The organism is Tropicimonas sp. TH_r6 (assembly GCF_033101155.1).
Lineage (GTDB): Bacteria > Pseudomonadota > Alphaproteobacteria > Rhodobacterales > Rhodobacteraceae > Tropicimonas.
On sequence record NZ_JAWMPX010000031.1, the window covers coordinates 38865 to 57849 of the forward strand.

Annotated in this window: 18 protein-coding genes; 9 read left to right on the forward strand and 9 right to left on the reverse strand. The window is 65.9% G+C overall.

Annotation, left to right across the window (positions count from 1 at the left end):
• Positions 1-96 precede the first annotated feature (96 nt).
• The gene (locus tag R3X27_RS21540; RefSeq protein ID WP_317710963.1) at positions 97-405 is read left to right on the forward strand and encodes a hypothetical protein; all 309 of its coding nucleotides are present in this window, start codon (positions 97-99) and stop codon (positions 403-405) included.
• Here the strand turns inward: R3X27_RS21540 and R3X27_RS21545 are convergent.
• On the reverse strand, positions 396-893 hold the full coding sequence (locus R3X27_RS21545) for an N-acetyltransferase (RefSeq protein ID WP_317710964.1): 498 nt from the start codon (positions 891-893) through the stop codon (positions 396-398). The two genes, R3X27_RS21540 and R3X27_RS21545, sit on opposite strands and share 10 nt — an antisense overlap.
• A gap of 428 nt (positions 894-1321) precedes the next feature.
• On the opposite strand from R3X27_RS21545, the gene R3X27_RS21550 reads away from it, so the two are divergent.
• Positions 1322-1861: an adenine phosphoribosyltransferase gene (locus tag R3X27_RS21550; protein WP_317710965.1), complete on the forward strand. Its 540-nt coding sequence runs from the start codon at positions 1322-1324 to the stop codon at positions 1859-1861.
• Positions 1862-1890: 29 nt separating this feature from the next.
• Here R3X27_RS21550 and R3X27_RS21555 read toward each other — a convergent pair whose 3' ends face one another.
• From R3X27_RS21555 to purD, 7 genes are all read right to left on the reverse strand, one after another.
• A complete protein-coding gene (locus tag R3X27_RS21555) occupies positions 1891-3306 on the reverse strand; it encodes an FAD-binding oxidoreductase (RefSeq protein WP_317710966.1) in 1416 nt (471 codons plus the stop codon).
• A gap of 67 nt (positions 3307-3373) precedes the next feature.
• Positions 3374-4222, reverse strand: coding sequence for an MBL fold metallo-hydrolase (locus R3X27_RS21560; protein WP_317710967.1), 849 nt, complete (start codon positions 4220-4222; stop codon positions 3374-3376).
• Between the two features lie 302 nt (positions 4223-4524).
• Positions 4525-5109, reverse strand: a complete 585-nt coding sequence (locus R3X27_RS21565; RefSeq protein WP_317710981.1) for a GNAT family protein — start codon at positions 5107-5109, stop codon at positions 4525-4527.
• A 2-nt stretch (positions 5110-5111) separates the two neighbouring features.
• Positions 5112-6374, reverse strand: coding sequence for a pitrilysin family protein (locus R3X27_RS21570; RefSeq protein WP_317710968.1), 1263 nt, complete (start codon positions 6372-6374; stop codon positions 5112-5114).
• Complete coding sequence (gene thrC, locus R3X27_RS21575; protein WP_317710969.1) at positions 6371-7759, reverse strand: threonine synthase; 1389 nt, start codon at positions 7757-7759, stop codon at positions 6371-6373. The genes R3X27_RS21570 and thrC overlap by 4 nt, the downstream gene beginning before the upstream one ends.
• Positions 7760-7883: 124 nt before the next feature.
• Complete coding sequence (locus tag R3X27_RS21580; RefSeq protein ID WP_317710970.1) at positions 7884-8558, reverse strand: SURF1 family protein; 675 nt, start codon at positions 8556-8558, stop codon at positions 7884-7886.
• A gap of 25 nt (positions 8559-8583) precedes the next feature.
• Complete coding sequence (gene purD, locus R3X27_RS21585) at positions 8584-9849, reverse strand: phosphoribosylamine--glycine ligase (RefSeq protein WP_317710971.1); 1266 nt, start codon at positions 9847-9849, stop codon at positions 8584-8586.
• 119 nt (positions 9850-9968) lie between these two features.
• On the opposite strand from purD, the gene R3X27_RS21590 reads away from it, so the two are divergent.
• From R3X27_RS21590 to R3X27_RS21615, 6 genes are all read left to right on the forward strand, one after another.
• Complete coding sequence (locus tag R3X27_RS21590) at positions 9969-10751, forward strand: methyltransferase domain-containing protein (RefSeq protein WP_317710972.1); 783 nt, start codon at positions 9969-9971, stop codon at positions 10749-10751.
• 63 nt (positions 10752-10814) lie between these two features.
• Complete coding sequence (gene xseA, locus R3X27_RS21595) at positions 10815-12368, forward strand: exodeoxyribonuclease VII large subunit (protein ID WP_317710973.1); 1554 nt, start codon at positions 10815-10817, stop codon at positions 12366-12368.
• 145 nt (positions 12369-12513) lie between these two features.
• Positions 12514-13503, forward strand: coding sequence for a lysylphosphatidylglycerol synthase transmembrane domain-containing protein (locus tag R3X27_RS21600; protein WP_317710974.1), 990 nt, complete (start codon positions 12514-12516; stop codon positions 13501-13503).
• A complete protein-coding gene (locus R3X27_RS21605) occupies positions 13500-14807 on the forward strand; it encodes an FAD-binding oxidoreductase (protein WP_317710975.1) in 1308 nt (435 codons plus the stop codon). The genes R3X27_RS21600 and R3X27_RS21605 overlap by 4 nt, the downstream gene beginning before the upstream one ends.
• On the forward strand, positions 14804-15553 hold the full coding sequence (locus R3X27_RS21610; protein WP_317710976.1) for an SDR family NAD(P)-dependent oxidoreductase: 750 nt from the start codon (positions 14804-14806) through the stop codon (positions 15551-15553). Before R3X27_RS21605 ends, R3X27_RS21610 begins: the two co-directional genes overlap by 4 nt.
• Before the next feature lie 531 nt (positions 15554-16084).
• A complete protein-coding gene (locus R3X27_RS21615) occupies positions 16085-17317 on the forward strand; it encodes a DEAD/DEAH box helicase (protein WP_317710977.1) in 1233 nt (410 codons plus the stop codon).
• A gap of 127 nt (positions 17318-17444) precedes the next feature.
• On the opposite strand, the gene R3X27_RS21620 is transcribed toward R3X27_RS21615, so the two are convergent.
• Positions 17445-18374: a lytic transglycosylase domain-containing protein gene (locus R3X27_RS21620; protein WP_317710978.1), complete on the reverse strand. Its 930-nt coding sequence runs from the start codon at positions 18372-18374 to the stop codon at positions 17445-17447.
• A gap of 264 nt (positions 18375-18638) precedes the next feature.
• On the opposite strand from R3X27_RS21620, the gene R3X27_RS21625 reads away from it, so the two are divergent.
• On the forward strand, positions 18639-18836 hold the full coding sequence (locus R3X27_RS21625; protein WP_317710979.1) for a hypothetical protein: 198 nt from the start codon (positions 18639-18641) through the stop codon (positions 18834-18836).
• The last annotated feature ends 149 nt before the right edge of the window (positions 18837-18985 follow it).

The window sequence follows — 18985 nt, forward strand, 5'->3', positions numbered from 1 at the left end:
ACCTGTCATCGGTACATGAATGAGGTCCGTCAACGCGCGTCGGACCGGGTAACCAGTGCCCTGACCGGCACACCGCGTTGGGGAGAGCGTAGAGACGTGACAGATACTCTGATAGTCGACATTCCAAGAACGCGGAGCGACACCGCGCGCCGTGTTCTCACGCGCATTGCCTGGCGTGGGTACATGCCGCCCGAATCCGGCGAAGCCGCCGATGTGCAATGGAACCTGCCGGCCGACCAGATCGACCTGATCCGCTCCGTGCTGCGTCGCAACCGCCGGCTGGCCGGAGACTCCGTGACCATCTGGGGCGCCGTAGACCGGGTCTGCGAGACCATTGCCAATGAATCCGAACGGCGCGGCGTCCGGCCGAATTACGGCTACGACATGGGGCCGCCTCAGCCTTGATGGCTCGGCGGGTGGCCTGCCCCGGCCGCGCGCACAACCTTTCCGGAAATCCCCTGCCAGTCACCAATGCCGAGCACGCGCTCGGGGTTTGTTGGCGGGGGCATCGACACCCCGTCCAGCCGCCGGAATCCGAACCGCCCGTAATAGGGCGCATCGCCGACCAGCAGCATGCGTGACCAGCCGATCTCGCCGGCCCGCTCCGCCACGTCACGAATCATCAACCCGCCCAACCCTTCGCCCTGCCGCGTCGGGTGCACGGCGACCGGCCCGATCAGGGCCGCGTTGCGTCCCGATACGCGGACAGGCCAGACGCGGATCGCGCCCGCGAGGATGCCGTCTTCGCGCGCCGTCAGGCAGAGTTGCGCGACCGGTTCGACGCCCTCGCGCAGCCGGTAGGAGGACAGAGCCTCCCGCCCGGGCGCAAAGCACAGGTCGAGCAGCGCCTCGACCTCCCACCAATCATCCGCGTTTTCCTGACTCAGATGCACGTTTTCGTCCCGTTCGTCCGCTCGGACCCGGCCAAATGGGCCGGTTGCCCAGCGTTAACGCATTTCAGAACCAGCTTGAATCGGAAAAGCCGCTCTGGCCTTGCTCCGGGAGCCGCGACAGGGATGCGGCCCGAAGGGACGTTCGCTGCTTGCGCGCTGGCATGGCGGCTTCGCCTTGTTTCCATGCCAAAAGGCGCTCAGTTCCAGCGTCCGCAAACGGCTCGAAGCGACATTGGTCGGATGACATCCGCGAAGAGACCAAACAAACATCAGTCCAGAGATCGACGTCTCTCAGCAAGGGCTGCCAATAGGCGTCATCTTGGCACAGGCCGCGCCCTTCGCCCCGTATCCCCTTGCCCAAACCAGCCCCAACCGTTTCATTGGCGCCGCCGCATACGGCGCTGGTCAGTCAGGAAGGAACGCGAGCCATGGCATCTCACAAGACCGTCAAGGATTACATCCGCACCATCGCCGATTTCCCCCATGAAGGGATCATGTTCCGCGACGTGACCACACTCTTCGCCGATCCGCGCGGGCTGCGCATCGCCGTGGACCAGCTCCTGCACCCCTATGCCGGCACACCCATCGATTGTGTGGTTGGGCTGGAGGCGCGCGGCTTCATCCTCGGCGGCGCTGTCGCACACCAGCTCTCCATCGGTTTCGTGCCGATCCGCAAGAAGGGCAAGTTGCCCGGTCCCGTGATCTCCGAAGCCTACACGCTGGAATATGGCGAGGCCGTGGTCGAGGTCCATGACGACGCAATCGAGCCCGGTGCCCGGGTCCTCGTTGTCGATGACCTGCTTGCAACCGGCGGCACGGCCGAGGCTGGCATCAAGCTTATCGAACGGCTCGGCGGCGATGTCATCGGCTGCGCCTTTGTCATCGACCTGCCCGAACTCGGCGGCCGCGCCAAGCTCGAAGCGATGGGCATGGATGTGCACGCGCTCTGCTCGTTCGAGGGCACCTGAACCTCCGCCCCGAGATCACGCCACCGACGCTAAGCCTCCCGGAGCACAGCCCCTGGATTGAGGATTCCGACCGGGTCCAGCGCCGTCTTGATTGCGCGCATCGCCACCAGGCTTGCCGGATCGCCATAGCGCTCCAGATCCCCGACCTTCAACCGGCCGATTCCGTGCTCGGCACTGACCGAGCCGTCAAACGCCTCGACGAGGTCATGGACCTTGCGGCTGATCTCTTCCCGCCGGTCTGCATAGGCTTCCCGGTCCTGTCCGCGCGGCGGATAGGTGTTGAAATGCAGGTTGCCGTCGCCCAGATGGCCGAAGCAATTAATGCGGAATGGCCCCAACCCGGCCACAAGCGCGCGCGCCCGGGCGATGAACTCCGGGACCGTTTCGATGGGGACGGAGATGTCATGCGAGGTCACGGCGCCAATCAACCGGTTCGCCTCGGGGATCGACTCGCGCAGGGTCCAGAAGGCGGCTCGCTGGGCCGCGTTGGAGGCGATCACGCCATCGCTGACCAGCCCCGCTTCCGCCGCCGTCTCGAACAATGCCTCCAGCGCGGCATCCGCCTCCAACCCGCCAGACAGGCCGAGATCGATCAGCACCGACCATTCGGGATGCGACGCAAAAGGCTGGCGCACATGCGGCATGGTCTCGGCGATGAAACCCAGCCCGGTCCGGTGGATGAGTTCAAAGGCCGAGACGCCCTCGGCCAAGCGCTCCTGCGCCATCCCCAGCAGCGTCAGCGCCGCATCGGGGCTGTCGACAACCATCATCGCCGCCCCACGCGAGGCCGGGCACGACACAAGCCGCAGGCAGGCCGCCGTGATCACACCAAGCGTTCCTTCCGAGCCGATCAGCAGGTTGCCCAGGTCATAACCTGTATTGTCCTTGCGCAGCCGCTTCAGCCCGCGCAACACCGAACCATCGGCCAGCACCGCCTCAACCCCCAGGCACAGCTCCCGCGCATTGCCGTAGCGCAGCACGTTGACCCCGCCAGCATTGGTCGCCAGCAAGCCGCCGATCTGGGCCGAGCCTTCCGAGGCGAGCGAGATCGGGAAGAGCCGGCCCGCCGCCTCCGCCGCGGCCTGCACATTGGCCAGGATCGCACCGGCCTCGACCACCATCAGGTTCTCCTTCGGGTGAACCGAGCGGATCGCGTCCATCCGTTCGAGCGAGAGCAGGATCGGGCGTGGCAACCCCACGCCAACCTGTCCGCCGACAAGCCCGGTCCCGCCGCCATAGGGCACGACCGGAACGCGCCGCGCCGAGGCCTGACGCAGGATCTCGGCCACCTCCTCGCGGCTGGCCGGGGTCAGCAGCAGCGCATCGGGACAATGGAACCGGCCGCGCAGCTCTTCGAGGTACTGCAGTGCAATCGCACGAAAACAACCCGGCGGCAGCGCCGCGCGCAGGCTCTTTTCCAGATCGGTCCCGGCCGGGTTCAGCATCCTCGCGACTCCTTCTCAGGCCGGTGAACCATGCCGGCGCGGCAGGCGCAAGATGGGCTGTCAGATGTTACAAGCCGTCATCGTCGAAGCCGAGGAAGCGCGGTTCGAGCACGATCACGGTCGGCTCCGAGGGCAGGCTGCGCAGGGAGACCTCGAGCGAGCGCTCCTGCCGCCGCTCGATCCGGAAGGCCTCGGACATCCCCTGCAGGAACACGTCGAGCGTGCCGCCGGAGAAATTGTGCATCGGCAGGACAATGGAACTGCGCAGTTCCTTCAGCACCCGGATCATGTACGGCACCGGCAGCGTCATGCCGCCATCCACCGGCGCCATGACCACGTCCAACCGGCCGATGGCGGCGAATTGCTCCGGGCTCGGGATGTGATGCAGATGCCCCAGATGGCCGATGCACAGCCCGGCCACCTCAAAGATGAAGATCGAATTCCCGTCGCGCCGCACGCCCTCGCCCCAAGGCGAGCGGGTATCCGTCGTCACGTTGCGCACCAGCATCTCGCCGAGATCGAGGTGATGCGCCGCCGCGCCGCCAAGCTCGTCCCAGCCCTTGAGCACATGGGGGATGGCCGGGTCCGGAAGCGCGGTCCAATGCGAGCTGTGTGACTGGTTCATCGTCACCACATCCGGCACAAGCGGCTCCGGGCCAATGAACCCGTTGTAATCGGTGACCGCCGTCACCCCGCCGGCGGTCTGCAGCAGGTACATCGAGTGGTCGATGAAACTCAGCCGAACCGTGTCCTTCGGCAGCCCATCGCGGAAGCCGGCGCGCCAGATCACTTCGAGCCCGGGCGTATTCTCGACCAGAGCGATGCAATGGCTCGGGCGGCGGTCCTGCGCCTGGGCCGGCGCGGCAAGGGCGGTGAGGGACAAGGCGGCAAGCAGCGTCAGGAAGAGGCGAAACATGAAGCGGTCTCCGGCGGGTGGCGTCGGGATTTCAGCGATCATCCCACGAATCGGACAAAAATCGACACGGTTTCTGTTCACGCCCTCGCGAGCGCCGCCGGGACCGGGCCAAGCGGGCTGAAGCAAGCGGATTCATAATGCATGACAACCGACCGATGCGCAGAGACAGGGCGTGAGATGTTCCGGACCATGGCCGACACGGAAAGCGGGGCGTTGACCGTCGTAGCTCCGACTCGGGAAGACGCCGGACGTCTCATGGATTTGCCGCAGGGGCGCGTGTCGCCGACGCCGCGTGGGCGTGATCAGCCGATCCCGGTACGGCCGCGACGGTCCGGGCGCAGATTGGCGTAGAGCACGTGATTGCGCCAGCGGCCGTTGATCTGGAGATAGGACTGCGCCACGCCCTCGTATTTGAAACCACCCTTCTCGAGACAGCCGCGCGAGGCGGCGTTCTCGGGCAGGCAGGCAGCCTCGACCCGGCTCAGATCGAGCTTTTCGAACGCGTGGTGGACGACGCCCTGGATCGCCTCGCGCATATAGCCCTGTCGGGCAAAAGGCGCACCGATCCAATAGCCCAGCGTACCGGCCTGGGCGGGGCCGCGTCGGATATTGTCGAGCGTGATGGCGCCGATGAGCACACCGCCCTCGCGCCGGATCAGGAAGAGCGGCATGGCCGAGCCGGTGCGCTGCGAGCGCTGCGCCCAGTAGACACGGTTGGCGAAGGACTTGCGCGACAGGTGGTCGGAGGTCCAGCGCGGCTCCCATTTCTCGAGAAAGTCGCGGGAATCGGTGCGCAGGCTGGACCAGGCGCGGAAATCGCCATGCACCGGCGGGCGCAGGATCATCCGCTCAGTGACGATCTTCACCTTTTTCCGGCCAAGCCGCATCATCAGGCCGCGAGCCTCTCCTGAAGCGCCCCAAGGCTTGGCGCATGCGAGGCCGGCCCATAAAGCGCCAGCGCAGCCTGTTTCGATCCGATGAGCTTGCCGGCGAACTCCGCAACGCGGGTCCGGTTGACCGCCTCGATCCGAGCCACCGTTTCTTCCAGCGGCGGCACGCGATCCCAGATCGCCACCAGCCGCGCCAGCCGTTCGGCCCGCGCCGACGGGCTTTCCAGCCCCATCAGCAACCCAGCCTTCATCTGCGCCCGCGCCCGCTGCACTTCAGCCTCGGTCACATCGTCGGCCACGCGTTTGAGCTCGTCCACGGTCAGCTCGGCGAGTTGGGCAATATCCTCTCCGGAGGTGCCGGCATAGAGCGTCATCATACCGGTATCGGCATAGGCGCCTGCCTGGGCGAAGATCGAATAGCACAGGCCGCGCTTTTCGCGGATTTCCTGGAAAAGCCGCGAGGACATGCCGCCACCGAGCAGCGTGGCATGGATCTGCGCGGTGTAGATATCATCGTCAGAATAGGCCGGGCCTTCGAGGGCGAGAGCGAAATGGACCTGTTCCAGCTCCTTGATCTCCCGCTTTTCACCACCCTGGAACCGGGCCACGTCATGCGAGCTCAGATCCACCGCCGGAAGGTGGCTGAAGGCCGCCTCCGCAAGCCGCATGATCTGGTCGTGGTCCACGGCCCCCGCCGCCGAGAGCACCATCTGTCCCGGTCCGTAATGCTCGGCGACAAAGCCCGCGAGATCCTCCCGCGCGAAGCCCGACACCCGCTCCGACGGCCCGAGGATGGTTCGTCCGAGCGCCTGCTCCGGATACGCCGCCTCTTGCAGCCAGTCGAAGACGATATCGTCCGGCGTATCGAGCGACTGGCCGATTTCCTGCAGGATCACCCCGCGTTCGACCTCGATTTCCTCCGGCGCGAAGACCGGGTTGAGAACGATATCGGAGATCACGTCCAGCGCCAGCGGCACATCCGCTTTCAGCACGCGGGCGTAATAAGCCGTCGCCTCGCGCGAGGTATAGGCGTTGATGAAGCCGCCCACATCCTCGATCGCCTCGGCGATCTGCAGCGCCGAGCGGCGCTGCGTGCCCTTGAAGGCCATGTGTTCGAGAAAATGGGCGATCCCGTTCTGGTCCACCCGCTCGTGCCGACCGCCAGCATTGACCCAGAGGCCAAGCGCTGCGGATTCAAGCCCCGGCATCGTCTCTGTCACGATGCGGAGGCCGTTGGGCAATCTGTCCAGCCTGACGCTCAAGAGGCGCGCCTTTCTTTTATGAGTGTTTCCAACGCGTCGAGATCATTTTCGACACGGGTCACGCGTTCCGGACGCTCATACAGGTCCGCCATGCGATTGGGAAGCGGCGGGCGATTTCCGGTGGCGGCTTCGACCGCGTCAGGGAACTTGGCCGGATGGGCGGTGGCGAGCGTGATCATCGGCGTGGCGCCGAGTTGCTCCTCCGCGACCTTCACCCCGACCGCCGAATGCGGGCAGAGGATCTCGCCGGTTTCGGCAAAGAGGCGTTTGATCGTGGTCGAGGTTTCTTCTTCCGACGCCCGCCCGGAGGCGAAAGTCTCGCGCAGGCTCTGCAGGGCACCTTGCGAGATGGTGAAGCCGCCGTCCGTCTTCAGCTCTTCCATGAGCTGGGCAACAGCGGAGCCGTCCCGGTCATACGCGTCAAAGAGCACACGTTCGAAATTCGAGCTGACCTGGATGTCCATGGATGGCGAGATCGAGGGGATGACACCGGAGGTCGTGTAGCCGCCCGAGGTGATCGCACGGTGGAGGATGTCGTTCTGGTTGGTGGCGATCACCAGCTCTTCGATCGGAAGGCCCATGCGGCGAGCGATATAGCCGGCGAAGATATCGCCGAAATTGCCCGTCGGCACGGTGAAAGAGACCTTGCGGTGCGGCGCGCCGAGGGCGGTGGCGGCGGTGAAATAATAGACGACCTGGGCGAGGACGCGGGCCCAGTTGATCGAGTTGACCCCGGCGAGGCGGACCTCGTCGCGGAACTCGAAATGGTTGAACATGTCTTTGAGCCGCGCCTGGCAATCGTCAAAATCGCCATCCACGGCAAGGGCGTGGACATTGGCTTCGGAGGGCGTGGTCATCTGGCGGCGCTGGACCTCGGAGACGCGACCATGCGGGAAGAGGATGAAGACATCGACAGCGTCGAGGCCACGGAAGGCCTCGATGGCGGCCGAGCCGGTATCGCCGGAGGTCGCGCCGACGATCGTGACCTTCTCGCCGCGCCGTTTCAGGGCCACCTGGAAGAGCTGGCCGATGAGCTGCATGGCGAAGTCCTTGAAGGCCAGGGTCGGCCCGTGGAACAGCTCCAACAGGAAGTGGTTCGGCCCAAGCTGGACCATCGGCGCGCGGGCGGTGTGGCCGAAGCCGGCATAGGCCTTGGCGATGATCTCGCGGAACTCGTCATCGGTGAAGCTGTCGCCGACGAAGGGGCGCATGATGCGGAAGGCGGCGTCTTCATAGGAGAGACCTGCCAGCGCGGCAATTTCGCCTGTCGAAAGCTGCGGGATGGTCTCGGGGACATAGAGGCCACCATCCCGGGCGAGCCCGGTGAGCATGGCTTCCTCGAAGGAGAGGACCGGGGCCTGGCCGCGTGTGGAGATGTATTTCATTGTCTCTCTCGTGTCTCTCGGGCGCTTTTGGTCCTGCGTCGCCGCCTGTTGCGGGTGCTGGAACCTCCGGCGGGGATATTTCTGGACAGAAGAAGTCGGGCGGACCGGTTCTTTGCCTGGCGGGTCAAGGGTTGCGGCGTGAGATACGCCAGAGTTGCAGCGCTGTCATCCCCAACCAGCAGGCGGCGAGGCCGAACCAGGTGACAGCATAGCCGAGATGGTCGTTGGGGATGCCGGTCGTGTCGACCGGCAGGGGGGTGATCGACGGGTCGGCGGGGGTGATTTCGCGGGCAATGACGAGGGTCGGCTCGGTGTTCAGCTCTTTCGCAAGGAGGGGGACCTCGCGGGCATACCAGTAGTTCGTCTCCGGGTCGTTCTCGGGGGTGAAGCGGTCGCGCTCCTCCGGCCAGTGCAGATTGCCCGTGACGGTGAGCAGCTGCGGCGGGCGCGGGGCGGTCTTGGCATCGGTCGGAACGAAGCCGTGATCGAGCAGGAGGCGACGGCCGGTATCCGTCTCGAAAGCGGTGATGATGCGGAAGCCGGGGCCGAGCTTGCGGGTCGAGACGAGGAAATGCAGCTCGCGAGGATCGGGCTGGCCGGTGACCCGGACGGGGAGATACTGGTCATCCGCCGGGTCGGGCGATTGCGGGACCGGGACGGGGGCGGCGAGGATGCCGCTCTCGATCTCGGCCAGGATCGCTTCCTTCCAGGCGAGGCGCTGGACCTGCCAGACGCCCAGCGAGATCAGGACGGCACTCCCGATCAAGCCGATCAGGACCGGCGCAATATAGCGTTTCATGCTCCCCTCCCCGTTTTGGCAGCGCTCAGTCGAGCGCGCGCCAGCCGATATCACGGCGGAAGAAGCCCTGCGGCCAGCCCACGGCCTCGGCCATGGCATAGGCGCGGTCGCGGGCTTCCTGCAGCGTGCGCCCGCGCGCCGTGGCGTTGAGGACGCGGCCACCGGTGGCGGTGATCTTGCCATCCGCCTCGGAGGTCCCGGCGTGGAACATCATCTCCCAGCTGGTCTCGGGCAGGGCGTCGAGCCCGTTGATCACGGTGCCTTTCTCATAGACCCCGGGATAGCCATCGGCCGCGAGTACGACGGTCATGGCGTGGTCCTCGGCCCAGTTCACATGGCGCTCGGCGAGGCGTCCTTCGGCGGCGGCGAGCAGCAGGTCCAGCGCCTGGGCGCCGAGCCGCATCATCATCGCCTGGCATTCCGGGTCGCCGAAACGGACATTGTATTCGACCAGCCGCGGCTTGCCGTGTTTGATCATCAGCCCGACATAGAGCACGCCGCGATAGGGCGTGCCACGCCGGGCCATCTCGTCCATGGTCGGCTTGACGATCTGTTCCAGCGTCGCCTCGACGAGCTCATCGGTCATGATCGGGGCGGGGGAATAAGCGCCCATGCCGCCCGTGTTGGGGCCGGTATCGCCTTCGCCGACGCGCTTGTGGTCCTGCGCGGTGCCAACGGGGAGAACGATTTCGCCGTCGCAGAGGACGAAGAAGCTCGCCTCCTCGCCATCCATGAATTCTTCAATCACCACTTCCGCGCCAGCCGCGCCGAAGGCGCCGCCGAGGATGTCCTCGACGCCCGCAAGCGCTTCCGCCTCGGTCATTGCCACGATCACACCCTTGCCGGCGGCCAGCCCGTCGGCCTTGATGACGATGGGAGCGCCCTGCTGCCGGATATAGGCCTTCGCGGCCTCGACCTCGTCAAACCGGGCCCAGGCGGCGGTGGGAGCGCCGGCGGCGTCGCAGATCTCCTTGGTGAAACGCTTGGAGGCTTCGAGCCTGGCGGCCTCGCGAGAGGGGCCGAAGACGGGAATGCCGGCCTCGGCGAGACGGTCGGCCACGCCGGCGGCAAGCGGCGCCTCGGGACCGACGACAACAAAGTCGATGCTCTCGGCTTCCGCGAACTCGACCACGGCGCTGCCATCGCAGATATCGAAGCTGGCGCATTCGGCGATCTGGGCAATGCCGGCATTGCCGGGCGCCACGATCAGCCGGTCGCATTTCGGGTTTTGCAGGATTGCCCAGGCCAGGGAATGCTCGCGGCCGCCACCGCCCAATACCAATATGTTCATGTCGTCTCCTCGGTCGGCTTTCTTCTAGGAGCGGCGCGGATGGATCACAAGCGTTCGCAAGCGGGCATTTGGTATCGGATCGGCGCTCTGGTAGCCTGTCCGGGCGAAGGGGAGGACAGATGCTGGAATTCGACGCGGACACGACGCGCCTGCTGGAGCAATGCTACCAGGGGGCAGACATCACGCGGCGCAGGCGGGAATCGTTCGACCGGTTGCGGCCGGGGCCCGGCGACCGGATCGTCGATATCGGCTGCGGCAACGGGCTGTTGACGCTGGAACTGGCGCGCGCGGTCGGGGAGAGCGGCGAGGTTATCGGCGTCGATCCGAGCGCGGATATGCGGGGAGCGGCGCAAGAGCGCTGCCGGGAAAGCTCCAACACCCGCATCCTCGACGGAACGGCCGACGCGTTGCCGCTCGCTGATGGGCTGGCGGACAAGGCGCTCTCCGTGCAGGTCTTCGAATACCTCTCCGACGTGCCCTCGGCCCTTGCCGAAGCCTCTCGAATCCTGCGGCCCGGCGGGCGGCTGGTTCTCGGGGATATCCATTTCGGCTCGATGGTCTGGCATAGCGACGATCCCGAGCGAATGGCCCGGATGTGCGCTTCTTGGGATCGGCACGCGGTCCATCTCGACCTGCCGGCGCATCTGCCCGGACTCATGCGCGAAGCCGGCTTTGTCGTCGATGGCACCGACCCGGTGACACTGTGCGATTGCGAGCTGCGGCCGGACGGGCTTGCCTTCATGTTGCTCCGGCTGATGGAACGCTACGCGGTGGCGAATGGACATATGGGGGCTGCCGAGGCCGCCGCATGGGCTGAGGAGCAGCATGCTCTGGCGCAGGCCGGGCGCTTCTTCTTCTCGGTCAGTCATTTCGTGACAGTCGCCCACAAGCCGCATCGGTAGCGCCACCGGTTTTCATCCCTGACGCCGCGCGATAGGTTGGCCGAAACGGCAGGAGAGCAGCCCATGTCCGACCTTCTCGACGACGACTTTGGCGACCCGGACAAGGGGTCGAACGCTCCCGAATTCACCGTCTCCGAGATTTCCGGGGCGGTGAAAAAGACGCTGGAGGGCGCTTTTGGCCGCGTTCGGGTGCGCGGCGAAGTCGGGCGCGTGTTCAAGGCGCGCTCGGGACATCTTTATTATGACATCAAGGACGAGCGGAACGTGCTCGCTTGCACGACCTGGAAGGGTCAGGTCGCCGGGCTCGCGGTCGTGCCCGAAGAAGGCATGGAGGTCATCGTTTCGGGGCGGCTGACGGCCTTCGGGGCGCAGTCGAAATACAATCTCAACGCAGAACAGGTCGAGCCGGCGGGCGCTGGCGCGCTGATGGCGATGCTGGAGAAGCGCAAGAAGCAGCTGGAGGCGGAAGGGCTCTTTGCCGCCGAGCGCAAGCGCCCCCTGCCCTTCCTGCCCGAAATCATCGGCGTGGTGACCTCGCCCTCCGGCGCTGTGATCCGCGATATCCTGCACCGGCTCAGGGACCGGATGCCACGCAAGGTGCTGGTCTGGCCGGTGGCCGTGCAGGGGCGCGATTGCGCGGGCCAGGTGGCTGCGGCCATCGAGGGGTTCAACGCATTGACGCCCGGCGGCGCGCTGCCGCGACCGGATGTTCTGATCGTCGCCCGGGGCGGCGGCTCGATCGAGGATCTCTGGGGATTCAACGAGGAGATCGTGGCGCGAGCGGCCGCGGCGAGCCAGATCCCGCTGATTTCGGCGGTCGGCCACGAGACTGACACGACGCTGATCGACTTTGTCTCCGACCGTCGCGCCCCCACGCCCACCGCGGCCGCCGAAATGGCGGTGCCGGTGCGGTTGGAACTGTTGTCCCAATTGGACAGCCAGAGCGCACGGCTCTCTGGCGCGCTGCTGCGCGGTATGACGCGGCGGGGCGAGCGGCTGCGGGATCTGTCCCGCGCGCTGCCCCGCCCCGACACGCTGCTGGCAGGGCCGCGCCAACGGCTGGACCACGCCACCGACCGTCTGCCTGCCGCGCTGAAAGCCGGGGTGCAGCGGCGGCAGGTCCGGCTTGCGCAGGGCAGCGCCGCGCTGCGGCCGACCGTGCTGACGCAGCGACTCGACGGGCTGTCGGCGCGATTGAAGGTCCAGGCCGACCGGCTTGAACCGGCGCTGGAGCGGCGAAGGGACCGGGCGCGTCAGGATCTGGACAGGCTGTCCGCCCGGCTCAGCCCGATCCCCCTGCGTCGGGAAATCACGCGGGGCGAAGAGGCGCTTGCAGACAGGACACGTCGGCTTTCGGCGGCCGGCAAGGATCTGTTGACCCGCCGCACGGAGCGTCTGACGGCGCTGGACCGGGTTTTGCAAAGCCTCGGCTACGAGGAGACGCTTCGACGCGGCTATGCGGTCGTGCGGGTGGGAGAGCGGATCGTGACGACCAAGGCAGAGGCCGAAACGGCACGGGCGCTGGAAATCCAGTTCGCCGACGGGCGGCTCAAGCTCGGGGCGACGCGGACGTCCCGGGAGTACAAGGACAAGCCGGAGCAGGGCAGCCTGTTCTGATCACGTCTTCGCGGCGGCCATCGCGCAAATGCCACAAGGCCGGGTCAAAAGCCGGGCCGAGGGGTGCATTTTCCTTCGCCAAGGTGGAAACAGTTTCATAATACAGCCGCAATTGCCCGCTAGCCGGGCGATAATGATGACGAGCATGAGCAATCCTTCCGTGACCCCGACCCGAGCCACGACCAGCCGGCGCTGGCGTGACATTGCCATCATTGGCGGCCTTCTGGGCCTTTTCCTCGTCGGGCTCGCGGGCCTCGCGGCGGCGACTGGCTGGGAGGAAACGTTGCACCAGCTCGGCAAGCTGAGCTGGGGACAGGTTGCGGCCCTGCTGGCGCTGTCACTGGTCAATTACCTCTTTCGCAGCGCCCGCTGGCACCTCTTCGCCCGCACGCTTGGCCTGCCGACCGGTCTCTTGCAGGATGTCCGGCATTTTCTCGGCGGTTTCGCCATGACGGTCACGCCCGGCCGTGTCGGCGAGCTGATCCGCATGCGCTGGCTCAAACGCGAAACCGGCTGGAACGTGGAGCGCACGGCACCGCTCGTCCTCGTCGATCGCGCCTCCGACCTCGCGGCCATGGGCATGATCCTCGCGTTGGCGCTCGCACTCTCAACCGCAGGCATCACCGGTGCCGCACCCGTCGTCCTGCTCGCATTGATCGCCGCCTGGATCGCCACCCGCCCCCGCCTGCTCGCTGCCTCCGTAACGCTCGCCTACCGGACAACCGGTCGCTGGCCGCGCGCCTTCGGGCGCGTCCGCCAATCCGCCCGCTCGCTCAAGCAATTCTCCCGCGCCATCGTGGTCACACCGGCCATGGCGCTCGGCGCGGTCGGATGGATCGCCGAGGGCTATGCTTTCTACCTGCTGCTGGGCTGGATGGGCGCGGAGATCCCGTTCTGGAACGCCGTCGCCGTCTTCGTCTTCTCCACGCTGGCGGGCGGCCTGACCGGCGCGCCGGGCGGTGTCGGCGGCGCCGAAGCCGCCATGATCGCACTGCTCAAGTTGCAAGGCGTGCCGCTGGAAATCTCCGTCCCGGCCACCGCCGTGATCCGCCTGACCACGCTGTGGTTCGCCATCCTCATCGGCCTGGCCATTTTCCCCCTCGCCGAACGCCATTCGAAAAAGGCTTGTCCATGACCTGGAAGCAAACCGATTACACCGGCTGGGGTCGCTACTACACGGCCTCGGGCCAGCTTGCCCGGCCCGAACGCGCCGCGACCCTCACGCGGATCGCCACCGAGACCCCCTGCCCCGCCTTCGGCCAGCGCCGCTCTTATGCTGATGCCTGCCTGAACTCCGACAATCGCGCCATCGATACCGCACGGCTCGACCGGTTCCTCGGATTCGACGCGGAATCCGGCCTGCTCGAGGTCGAATCCGGCGTCCGGCTTAGCGATATCGTCACCCATTTCGCGCCGAAAGGTTGGCTGCCCAGCGTCCTGCCCGGCACCGGTTTCGCCACCGTGGGCGGCGCCATCGGCATGGATGTTCATGGCAAGAACCACCACCATCTCGGAAGCTTCGGCCAGCATGTCGAGGGCCTGACCCTCGCCACGCCGGACGGACCGCGCGAGATCACGGCCGAGGATCCGCTCTTTGCCGCCACCATCGGTGGCATGGGCCAGACCGGCCCCATTGCCCGCGCGACATTGCGCATGTTGCCGGTCAAGGGCGACGTGATGATGGTCACCGAACGCCGGGTGCCGAATCTCGACAGCTATTTCACCCATCTCGACGAGAGCCAGGCGACCTATACTGTCGGCTGGATCGATGCCACAGCCAAGGGCGACGCGCTTGGGCGCGGCATCTTCGAGGAGGGCGAGACCGGGCCCGGCCTTGTCCCGCCTGCCAAGCGCGGCAAGAGCATCCCGTTCAACGCACCGCATTTCGCCCTCTCCGGCCCGATCGTGCGCAACTTCAACACCGCCTATTACCGCCGCATCCCCGAGCGCGGCCGCACCGTGGTCAAACCGCTGGAAGACTACTTCTTCCCGCTCGACAAGATTCATGACTGGAACCGGCTCTACGGCAAGCGCGGCTTTCACCAGTTTCAATGCGTCGTCCCGCTGGCCGAACGCGAGATCCTGCGCGACATGCTCTCGCGGGTCTCCGGCGCCGGGCTCGCCTCGCCGCTCGCTGTGCTCAAACGCATGGGGCCGGGGCGCGGCGGCATGATGTCCTTCCCGATGGAGGGCTACACGCTGGCCATCGATTTCCCCGCCCGCGACGAGGCTGCCGGCATGATCCGGACCCTGATCGCCATGGCAGTGGAGGCAAACGGCCGGGTCTATCTCGCCAAGGACGGGTTCGCCGAACCAGGGCAGATGGACGCCATGTATCCCGAGCGCGCCGCGTGGACCGGAATCGTGAACGCGCTCGATCCCGAGCAGGCCTATGCCACCGATATGATCCGCCGCCTGTCGCTGAGGAGCCAAGCATGACCGACACTGCCCCGCAGACCTGGCTCATCCTCGGCGCCACCTCGTCGATGGCACGCGCCCTGTCCCGCAAGCTCGCCGAACAGGGCGCCCAGCTCCTGCTGGCCGGACGGGACTTGACCGACCTTGAAGCATCCGCTGCCGATTGCCGTCTGCGCGGTGCGCCATTGGCCGAGGTGCTCCGCTTCGACGCCCGTGATCCCGGCACGTTCCAGCCCATCCTCGACCGCATGGCGGACCTCGACGGCACGCCCAACGCCGCCGTCTTCGTCGGCTCCATGCCGCCGCAAGAAGAGATCGACACCGACCCGTCGCTGATCGACGGCACCGTCGCCGACAGCTTCACCGGCCCCGCCCGCCTGCTGCACGGCCTTGCGCCGTTGCTGGAGGCGCGCGGCGCGGGCACGATTGTTGGCGTCAGCTCGGTGGCCGGCGACCGGGGGCGCGTCGGCAACTATGTCTACGGTGCCGCCAAGTCCGGCTTCACGACCTATATGTCCGGCCTGCGCAACCGCCTTGGCCGTTCAGGCGCTCACGCGATCACCGTCAAACCGGGTTTCGTCGATACGGCGATGACCTGGGGGCTTGAGGGCATGTTCCTCGTTGCTCCCCCGGAAGCGGTTGCGGACAGCATCCTCAACGCCGTGGAGAAGAAGAAAAACGTGATCTACACGCCCTTCTTCTGGCGCTACATCATGATGATCATCCGCGCTGTGCCGGAGCCCATCTTCCGCAAGATGTCGATCTGAAGACAGGGGCGCGGCCAGGCAGGGCGGAAATACGAAAGCACAGGTTGGGCCATGCCAGCGCCTGCCCCAGAGGGCGGGCTGCAACCATGTGATCTTCACTTTGTCCCGGCCAGCCCCGAACAAGCCCCGCTTGCAAACAGGTGACAGACGCATGTCCGGCGGGACCGCCAAGCGCCCCCGCATAGGGCCTCAGGCGCGGATTCCGTCGCCTTTAGCGCGCAACGCCACCGCTCGCAATCGACTCGAATGCGTCAAACCTGTTGACAACGTCCCCGTGAACCTCCATCTGCCCCTCAGACGTTTTCTGCCGCGTGAGCAGATGGCAGTCTCCCGTTTCGGATGACGCAGAACGTCCCTCTTCCCAGGTTCCCAGATCACGCGGGGGGTCCGGCGCGATGACGCCCCTGAAGCAATGCGGCTTCGAGGTCAGGGCATCGCGCAACCCGACTGCGCCCGCCTGTTCCCTCCGAACGGCGGCATTTCTCATTGGATGCGGCCCTTGGGCCTCTTCCTCGATTGGACAATACACACATGACTTTCGAAACACTCGGACTGGCGCCGCGCCTCGTCCAGAAGCTGGCCGAGCAGGGCATCACCGAGCCCACCCCGATCCAGACCAAGGCCATACCGCACGCCCTTGCCGGGCGCGACGTGATGGGCATTGCCCAGACCGGCACCGGCAAGACAGCCGCTTTCGGCTTGCCCATGGCCCATAACCTGCTGAAAGCCGGCACCAAGCCCGACCCCAAAACGGTGCGCGGTTTGATCCTCACCCCGACACGGGAACTGGCCAAGCAGATCGCAGATAATCTTGCCGCCTATACCCGCGACACGCATCTCAAGGTCAATCTCGTCGTTGGCGGCGCCTCGCTCAACGTCCAGACCAACAAGCTGCATCGCGGCACCGACCTGCTGGTGGCAACCCCGGGCCGGCTGATCGACCTGATCGAACGCAAGGCCGTGCGGCTGGACCTCACCCGCTATCTCGTGCTCGACGAAGCCGACCAGATGCTGGACATGGGCTTCATCCACGCGCTCCGGCGCATCGCGCCGCTGCTGTCGAAAGACCGGCAGACGATGCTTTTCTCGGCCACCATGCCGAAACTGATGTCAGACCTGTCCAAGGCCTATCTGAACGACCCGATCCGCGTCGAGGTTTCGCCTCCGGGCAAACCCGCCGACAAGGTCACCCAGGCTCTGCATTTCGTCGAACAGGCAGGCAAGACCCGCCTGCTTATCAACCATCTCGATGCCCATCGGTCCGACATGGCGCTGGTCTTCACCCGCACCAAGCACGGCGCCAACCGCCTCGCAGGGGCGTTGGAAAAGGCGGGCTACTCTGTTGGCGCAATCCATGGCAACAAGTCCCAGGGACAGCGCGAACGGGCGATCAAGGCGTTCAAGTCGGGGGAACTGAAAGTGCTCGTGGCAACCGATGTCGCGGCGCGCGGCCTCGACATCCCCGGTGTGCGCCACGTCTATAATTACGACCTGCCCAATGTGCCGGAGAACTACGTGCACCGGATCGGGCGCACCGCGCGCGCTGGTCGCGACGGCTCCGCCATTGCCTATTGCGCACCGGCCGAGATGTCAGAGCTGAAGGCAATCCAGAAAGCGTTGGGGACCGACATCCCCGTGCAGGGCGGGACGCGTTGGGGGCCATCCCAGGCCGAAACGCCGAAACGCTCGGGCAAACCGCAAGCCGCGCGGCCGAACGGGCAGAAGCGGCACCGCCGCCGTTCCGGCGCCCGCAGGGCCGCCTGATCGCCACAGCGCGACTGCTCCCGTTTGACACTGGTGAAACGGGAGCGTTCAGCCGCTGGGCCATGAGATCGAGACCGCCGCTTCCGCGAAAGCGTGATGCGGAGCCCTCCTCCCAAATAGAAGCGGGTCAGGGCTTGTCGACCACCTGCGCCACCTGCGCGCCGCGCCGGAAGACACAGCCATCCGAGACCAGCTGCGGCGCGGTCAGGCAGAGCCCCTTGGCGACATTCCAGGCCGCGACCACCTTCGGCACATAGTCCCGGGTCTCCGCATAAGGCGGCACGCCGCCATTTTTCCGCACCGCGTTCTCGCCGGCATTGTAGCCGGCCAGCGCCAGAATCGGATCGCGGTCGAAATGGTCGAGGAGCCAGTCGAGATAGGCAACGCCGCCGCGGATGTTCTGAGCGGCATCATTGCGATTGGAGACCCCGAAGCGCTCTGCCGTCGCCGGCATGAGCTGCATCAACCCCGACGCTCCGGCATGGCTCACCGCCGTCCTGCGCCCGGCCGATTCGATCCCGATCACGGCCAGCACCAGAGCCGGTGACACTTTCGTCCCAACCGTCGCCTTCAGGATCTCCGAACCATAGGTATCGGCAATGTTCTGCAAGCTCGAGAGCCGCGGCGCCGTCACCGTTGCCCCGCCGGGTCCGTTGCGCAGGGCCGCCACGGCCTCTTCCATCCGTCCGGAGCGGCTCTCGGCGAGATTCGGCGGGATCAGATCCCAGTACCAGGCATAAGAGGCCTTGGGCACGGGCTTCGATGCCCCATCCCCTTGTTCGGCCCCTTTTTCGGCCGCGGCAGCCTTTTCGCCGATCGCAGCGATCGCAGCCGCCGCCCTGGCATCCGGTGCCGACGGCACGGCTGGATTGATCGCCAGCATCCGCGCCTGTTCCTCGGGGTCGATCTGCACCAACCCGCGTCGCACCCCGGAGGAGCGCTCGATAACCTTGATGCGCTTGAAGGTGAATTCCTTCGCGCTCCCCGCCTCCTGGGCCAGGGCTGTACCGCTGACGAGTGAAAACACCGCCAGGGCCGTCCATATCGGGCGACGCATTGGCCTGCCTCCCGTTCCCGTTCACTGCTCTTGTCGTTTTGCCTGCCAGACTCGCAGAGTTTGGACGATCCGCACAGCGGGAATACGCAACGGGTCGAATTTCATGCCCTTTTCTGCGCATCAAGGTCACAGGTTGGGCCGATTGATGCCGGACGACCCCACCCCGGACCTTGCCGCAGAGCAGCTTAAAGGTTAATTTGAATTTGTTGCCGGTCCATTCTGACCGGGAAAGATCGCGATTTGAACCAACCGGAGTGACGTAAGATGATTTGTGTGAAGCGGTTGAAGCTATTCTTGCAGGACAGTTCCGGTGCGGTGACCGTTGACTGGGTCGTGTTGACAGCCGCCATCGTCGGCTTGGGCATCGCGGTACTGTCGACGATTTCAACCGGCGTCGAGGATCTGTCGACCGACATCTCCAACCAACTGCTCAGCCAGCAGATTTCCACCACTTTCGATTGATCGGCTGCTCCCGCAGCTACAGGAATGCTTCGGACCGCCCTTGGGCGGTCTTTTGCTTTCTTTGATTCCGCACAGCATTTCCCCGTCTTTGTACTGAAAAGGTACGATATCCGCCCCATTCCTGCCCGGTTTCCGGGGCCATATAGTCT

Excerpts from the sequence above, each read along its gene's own strand:
- R3X27_RS21625 (WP_317710979.1), top strand. The coding sequence starts at position 18,639 with ATGATTTGTGTGAAGCGGTTGAAGCTATTCTTGCAGGACAGTTCCGGT.
- R3X27_RS21590 (WP_317710972.1), top strand. The coding sequence starts at position 9,969 with ATGCTGGAATTCGACGCGGACACGACGCGCCTGCTGGAGCAATGCTAC.
- R3X27_RS21615 (WP_317710977.1), top strand. The coding sequence starts at position 16,085 with ATGACTTTCGAAACACTCGGACTGGCGCCGCGCCTCGTCCAGAAGCTG.
- R3X27_RS21610 (WP_317710976.1), top strand. The coding sequence starts at position 14,804 with ATGACCGACACTGCCCCGCAGACCTGGCTCATCCTCGGCGCCACCTCG.
- thrC (WP_317710969.1), bottom strand. The coding sequence starts at position 7,759 with ATGAAATACATCTCCACACGCGGCCAGGCCCCGGTCCTCTCCTTCGAG.
- R3X27_RS21600 (WP_317710974.1), top strand. The coding sequence starts at position 12,514 with ATGAGCAATCCTTCCGTGACCCCGACCCGAGCCACGACCAGCCGGCGC.
- R3X27_RS21560 (WP_317710967.1), bottom strand. The coding sequence starts at position 4,222 with ATGTTTCGCCTCTTCCTGACGCTGCTTGCCGCCTTGTCCCTCACCGCC.
- R3X27_RS21620 (WP_317710978.1), bottom strand. The coding sequence starts at position 18,374 with ATGCGTCGCCCGATATGGACGGCCCTGGCGGTGTTTTCACTCGTCAGC.
- R3X27_RS21550 (WP_317710965.1), top strand. The coding sequence starts at position 1,322 with ATGGCATCTCACAAGACCGTCAAGGATTACATCCGCACCATCGCCGAT.
- R3X27_RS21565 (WP_317710981.1), bottom strand. The coding sequence starts at position 5,109 with ATGCGGCTTGGCCGGAAAAAGGTGAAGATCGTCACTGAGCGGATGATC.
- xseA (WP_317710973.1), top strand. The coding sequence starts at position 10,815 with ATGTCCGACCTTCTCGACGACGACTTTGGCGACCCGGACAAGGGGTCG.
- purD (WP_317710971.1), bottom strand. The coding sequence starts at position 9,849 with ATGAACATATTGGTATTGGGCGGTGGCGGCCGCGAGCATTCCCTGGCC.
- R3X27_RS21555 (WP_317710966.1), bottom strand. The coding sequence starts at position 3,306 with ATGCTGAACCCGGCCGGGACCGATCTGGAAAAGAGCCTGCGCGCGGCG.
- R3X27_RS21580 (WP_317710970.1), bottom strand. The coding sequence starts at position 8,558 with ATGAAACGCTATATTGCGCCGGTCCTGATCGGCTTGATCGGGAGTGCC.
- R3X27_RS21605 (WP_317710975.1), top strand. The coding sequence starts at position 13,500 with ATGACCTGGAAGCAAACCGATTACACCGGCTGGGGTCGCTACTACACG.